Genomic DNA, 5,090 nt, shown 5'->3' on the forward strand with positions numbered 1-5,090 from the left:
TAGACAATCATCCAATATTCAATTTAATGTATATTTTTATATTTAATGGTTGTACGTTATTTTTTGTCGGCCTATTTTTACATTTTATCAACTAATTTTTTCTTATAGGGGGCGATTGCCAAAACTTATCAAACAAAATAATATTTCGCAAAAGCTTTTTTCAAAAAACATTTGCGAAATATTATAAATTATTATTTCATTCATTTTTTAAAAAATGAATGAAATAATATTCAAAAACAAAAACCAAAAAATGATTTGTGAAATAATATTCAAAAACAAAAACCAAAAAATGATTTCCCAATTAATAATCGAAAAATCAAAATTAAAAAATGAATGAAATAATTTTCAAAAACGAAAAATTAAAAAATGATTTCCCAAGTAATAATCGAAAAATCAAAATTAAAAAACGATTTTTCGATTGATAATTATTTTAAATATTAAAACAAAAATAATTTAAGAAAACTAATCGTAAATTATTATGAGAGTCAACTTTAACGATATATGAAAAATTTTTGTGTTGTAAAATTTTCGGCCTTATAAAATTCAGTCTTATTTTCCTATTGTTAAAGGAACCATATATCTGATATATGGTTCCTTTAATTAAAGTGAAGCTTCCTAATTCTTCACATATCCCCTCTAACCTTGATAGGTTTACTATTCAATTATACCACAACCACTTGATGATGCTTACAATATTCATCGAATAAATTATGAACTCTTAAAGCAAACTTTTCCATCTCGTAATCGATATCTTCAAAAGTAGCAATATAAAAAGACCACAACATTAATGTATCTGTATTTGTATTTGTTGTATGTTTATCTTTACATTCATCGCTATAAGGTATGATGTATTCGGCAGGAATATAAATTAATTTTTCTGGTGTTTGATAAAGTTCTATTACTTCGTTATTATTCTGTATAGTAACCTTTTTCGACCATTTTAAATCAAAACACTCGACTACAGAAACATCTTTTTTAAACTCATCTGCCTTATCATAAATAAAACTTAGAAAAGATGAGTCGTTAAACAACAATAACGCTACTTCTAATCCTTCAGTGTCGATATATTCTGGTAATTCTTTGATAGATTTTATAAAATCTATTTTTCGTATAACAATAAATGGTTCGATTTCAGAAGTTTTAATAAAAACTTTCAACTGGCTATCTAATCTTAGTGTAATTTTATAGCCTTTAAACTCTATCTCTCTTGTTAGCATAATCATAATTAACTTTACTTACATTACTATTCTAACAGGAAACTTTAAAAACCGGAAAAATTTTCAGAAATATTTTTTCCTATATTCGATATATAGGTTCCCCCCTGAACAAGAGGTAAATTTTCTTAGTTGATACCAAAACTAGATAAGTAATCAACTGCACCTGATAGACAATCACAAAGGTCGTTTGTGCCTGGTTTTGGAGTTCCGTCAAAGTCAGAAACCCATTCGATAAATTCTTGATTCCATGGCGCTTTAAGAATTTTTAATTTTCCAGTTTTTAGCATTTGTCCTACTGGAAAAAGTCTTATATGTTTTTTCATTTTTGGTTGATAACTATCAATTGCGTAACCTGATAAATGTTGGTTGACCATCATTTCAATAAAAAATTCACCTGAGCTTCCTGGTTCTTTTTCTAGTACGTTAGTAGTGTTGTTTCCGTCTAAAGCTACAATATTTTTAACTAATTCAATTGTATCTAAAGGTCTTTGTTTATCTAATGTATAACTCGTAATAATTAATTCGTGTTGTTCAGGGGCGAATCCTATTTTTACACTAGCTGTGTAGTATGAGTTCGCAGCGATAGAGCTTGCAAAATCCCAATATCTGATATACAAACTAATTCTATGAATAATATCTGGTTCAACAACTTGAAAATTCTGTTGTAGAATAATTCTTTTTCCTTTAGCTTCATCAGAAGGAATACAAAAAAGCTCTTCGTTAGCACTTTCTCCATAAAAAGCTACTTGTTCTTCTAGCCATTGTTTTTCGTATTCTTCTGTCCAATCTGTATTAGTTTTTTCACAGATTTTTTTAACTAATCCTTGTTCTATCGCTTTATCAATCGGTAAAAAATGATAACTATATGGTAAATCTCCTTTTCTTACTGCAGTGCATAACTTATTAAATTCATTTCCTGTTCCGTTATGTGTAGAAGCTAATAATACTTGGCCTCCCCAAACTAGTAATCCCATAACTGCTTTTAATTTTTCCTTTAAATTATCCTTAAATGCAATTTCATCTAGGATAACTTTAGTTTTATGTCCTGTAATACCTCTAAAGTTTGTTTCGTCTGACGTTAATGCAGTAATTTTACAAAGATTGTTAAATTTAATAGTATTTGCTGTCATGTCTAATCTAGCTACGATAGGAGGAAATCCGTATTTTGCAATAGATTCATTTATTAGCCTTACATATTTAGTTACAATTGTAATGTATAATTTACCACTTCTGTCGTTATAAGAGTTGTAGTAAACGTTATATCCTTGTAATGCTGACAAGATTGCATATAATGCCATCGTCCAGCTAAAACCAATTTGTCTACCTTTATCTATTAATAAAACTTTGTTCGGGTCAATCAGAAATTGTAATTGATATGGCAACAATATTTTTGAATAAGTAATGCTTAAATATTTAGCCACCATCATGTTATTTTCATGTGTTAATCCTGTGTTATTTTGAATACTTTTATTAGAGTTAGTTCTGATTGTTGTTAGTGCAGTAGATAATTTTCTAGCCATAATTTTGTTTGTAAGTGTTATAATAATATTGTATCAAAGAATAGTTAGAGATGTATTTATGATTGATAAATTGAAAGCTTTAGTGGTGACACAAAGCGAATTAATAGAAGAGTTGTTACTAGAACTCAAAGAATGTGAAATTGCTTTATCGCCTTTACGCAAAACTACACCTAAAACTTGGCATAAATTGAGTGATTTTATGGATTATTATAGAATACCCGATTTTGAAACAATGGAATCTGAATTTGCTGCTAATAACGAATTATCTCAAATGGCGAGAGACCATCACATCGAATTGCCTACTGATTTACCTTTTTATCCTACATTCTTGCTCAAAAAATATTTTAACAAAAGATAATTATCCTCTTGTTCAGGGGGAGAAGGAATGTATATATCTGATATATACATTCCTTTTTATTGCTTATTTCTTAATTATTTCGTGAATCCATAAATTACTAACATTTTCTTCATTGAAATTATTTGATTGATATAGTTGTTGTGCTTCAGAAAAACTATAAGCTGAACAAATTGCAGCTAAAGTCCTTCTTTGAAAAACAACATTTTCTCCTTCTGTCGAAAAATATCTCCAGGTTTGTAACTCTAAATTTCCCCAAGGGTCGTTAACATAATAATATTTATCTTCTTGTCCTCTAATCACGTTTATGTGTCCTGATTGAGTATAATAACCATGGATAATCACAGGATGATTTAGTGATAGAGCTAAATCGATGTCATCTAAGCTTGCTTCGGTGTTAACTAAATCTATACATCCGTAATCTTCACAAACTTGTGCTATTCCGTATACTGAAGTTATTTGTATTCCATTATTTAGTGCATAATCTGTTAATTCATCTTCAAATTGTTCAGTGTTAGTTTTTTGAGGTATATCGTAGAATTTTAAACACATAGCCAAGCTTGTCATATTGCAAGTGCTGCTAGGCATTATTTGATTATCTCTTTGACTTAGATAAGGAACGGGGAGTCGTATAGCGTTACTCATAATTTAATCACAAAAATATCTGATACACTTTAATTGTATATCAGATATATTGTTTTTATTGGATAGTGAAATTAATAGTTATATTTGTTTACTTTCGGAATCCCCCAACCTGTTAATCTACTGAACAATCCGTATTTTTGCATGATGTATTCATTAGCTTCTGTGTCCCCTTCATTTGCTGCTTCAAATGCGTTATTATCGTTAATTATTTGTTGTTGGTTCTGAAACCATTCTTTATCTTCTTCGCTAGCAAATCCGGTTTTATTGCTTTTATCGGCTCCTAGCCATTTAAGTTTTTCATCGTAACTATCCCATTGAGGCATTTCTATTTCTCCTGTTAGTTAGTTCTTTCAACTGATAATTTTGGGTCAAAACCTTTTGGATATCGTTTTAATAGTTTTTCGGTTAGAGTTGCACCTACATTGTTAAATTCAAACAAACCAGAAAGATTTTCGAGTACACCTTGATAGCCTTTTACATATTGAAGGTCTCCTGATAGTAAATCTTCAATCTTTCCTCTTTCTGGGTAATCTCTGGTAAATTTTTTAACTTGCTCAGAGAATTTTAGTCCTTTTCTGAGAGCTGCATATAAAGCTCCTCTTAAACAATTATAAACAATTTCTTCGTCGTCGTCATCTTCGTCCTCGTCCAAATCACCGGATTCTAGTATCATTAGTAGGACTTCTGTTACACTTCTAGAAGGTATATGTAATTCCTGGATAGTTGAACGATGTAATAGTAAATCTAATGCTACGCTATACCAACAAATATCCGATATTTCTTCATGAAGTTTTTCTAGATTCCATTCCTCTAAAGCTTCTATGGCTTCGCCGCATTCACCTAACAACCCTAATGTCCATATGTTTAGCCATTTGAGAAAATGTGAATCAGATTTTTTACTCTCATCGAAACCATATTTTCCGGTAAACTTTACAATGTCTGCTGTATCTTTGTACATTTGAGATTTGATTTCAGTCATACAAACATAACCTTTTATTGACTATATTATTATAGTAACACATAAATAAAAATTTTAATCTCTCTTGTTCAGGGGGATTAAAATTTTTATATATCAGATATCTTAACTTTGAATCCAATTAGTTAAAGCCACTTCAGTTTTCTCTGTTTTAATGAACTGAATATATTGATACAACAATCTTTCAAAATCATGTTCATACTTGAAATTACTATTGAGCTGTAACACTTTATCAATATGTTTCTCTTTATTCCAGCAATTGGTAATAAATGTCTGTTTGTGGGCGATTGACGTGATAATAGAATTTTGATTGGCAAACATCAGATTATTAAAATATTGCTCAATTCTTTCTAGCAACACCTGATATTTAATTTTTG

7 protein-coding genes are annotated in these 5,090 nt (G+C 29.5%); 1 reads left to right on the forward strand and 6 read right to left on the reverse strand.

The features are described from left to right. Positions 1-662 precede the first annotated feature (662 nt). Positions 663-1,223, reverse strand: coding sequence for a hypothetical protein (locus F6K27_RS32310; protein ID WP_287300963.1), 561 nt, complete (start codon positions 1,221-1,223; stop codon positions 663-665). A gap of 119 nt (positions 1,224-1,342) precedes the next feature. Then, positions 1,343-2,737: a hypothetical protein gene (locus F6K27_RS32315; RefSeq protein WP_287280027.1), complete on the reverse strand. Its 1,395-nt coding sequence runs from the start codon at positions 2,735-2,737 to the stop codon at positions 1,343-1,345. A 58-nt stretch (positions 2,738-2,795) separates the two neighbouring features. On the opposite strand from F6K27_RS32315, the gene F6K27_RS32320 reads away from it, so the two are divergent. Next, on the forward strand, positions 2,796-3,095 hold the full coding sequence (locus F6K27_RS32320; RefSeq protein WP_287280028.1) for a hypothetical protein: 300 nt from the start codon (positions 2,796-2,798) through the stop codon (positions 3,093-3,095). 63 nt (positions 3,096-3,158) lie between these two features. Here F6K27_RS32320 and F6K27_RS32325 read toward each other — a convergent pair whose 3' ends face one another. The 4 genes from F6K27_RS32325 to F6K27_RS32340 form a co-directional block, all read right to left on the reverse strand. Next, entirely contained in the window at positions 3,159-3,737 is a 579-nt protein-coding gene (locus F6K27_RS32325; RefSeq protein WP_287280030.1) for a C39 family peptidase, read from the reverse strand. 71 nt (positions 3,738-3,808) lie between these two features. Continuing rightward, on the reverse strand, positions 3,809-4,060 hold the full coding sequence (locus F6K27_RS32330) for a hypothetical protein (protein WP_287280032.1): 252 nt from the start codon (positions 4,058-4,060) through the stop codon (positions 3,809-3,811). Between the two features lie 14 nt (positions 4,061-4,074). Then, the gene (locus tag F6K27_RS32335; RefSeq protein ID WP_287300964.1) at positions 4,075-4,716 is read right to left on the reverse strand and encodes a MazG nucleotide pyrophosphohydrolase domain-containing protein; all 642 of its coding nucleotides are present in this window, start codon (positions 4,714-4,716) and stop codon (positions 4,075-4,077) included. 102 nt (positions 4,717-4,818) lie between these two features. Continuing rightward, on the reverse strand, positions 4,819-5,090 hold a 272-nt coding region (locus F6K27_RS32340), incomplete at its 5' end, for a hypothetical protein (protein WP_287300965.1).

This window comes from Okeania sp. SIO2F5 (assembly GCF_010692685.1).
In the GTDB taxonomy this organism is placed as follows: Bacteria; Cyanobacteriota; Cyanobacteriia; order Cyanobacteriales; family Microcoleaceae; genus Okeania; species Okeania hirsuta.

Excerpts from the sequence above, each read along its gene's own strand:
- F6K27_RS32325 (WP_287280030.1), bottom strand. The coding sequence starts at position 3,737 with ATGAGTAACGCTATACGACTCCCCGTTCCTTATCTAAGTCAAAGAGAT.
- F6K27_RS32315 (WP_287280027.1), bottom strand. The coding sequence starts at position 2,737 with ATGGCTAGAAAATTATCTACTGCACTAACAACAATCAGAACTAACTCT.
- F6K27_RS32310 (WP_287300963.1), bottom strand. The coding sequence starts at position 1,223 with ATGATTATGCTAACAAGAGAGATAGAGTTTAAAGGCTATAAAATTACA.
- F6K27_RS32320 (WP_287280028.1), top strand. The coding sequence starts at position 2,796 with ATGATTGATAAATTGAAAGCTTTAGTGGTGACACAAAGCGAATTAATA.
- F6K27_RS32335 (WP_287300964.1), bottom strand. The coding sequence starts at position 4,716 with ATGACTGAAATCAAATCTCAAATGTACAAAGATACAGCAGACATTGTA.
- F6K27_RS32330 (WP_287280032.1), bottom strand. The coding sequence starts at position 4,060 with ATGCCTCAATGGGATAGTTACGATGAAAAACTTAAATGGCTAGGAGCC.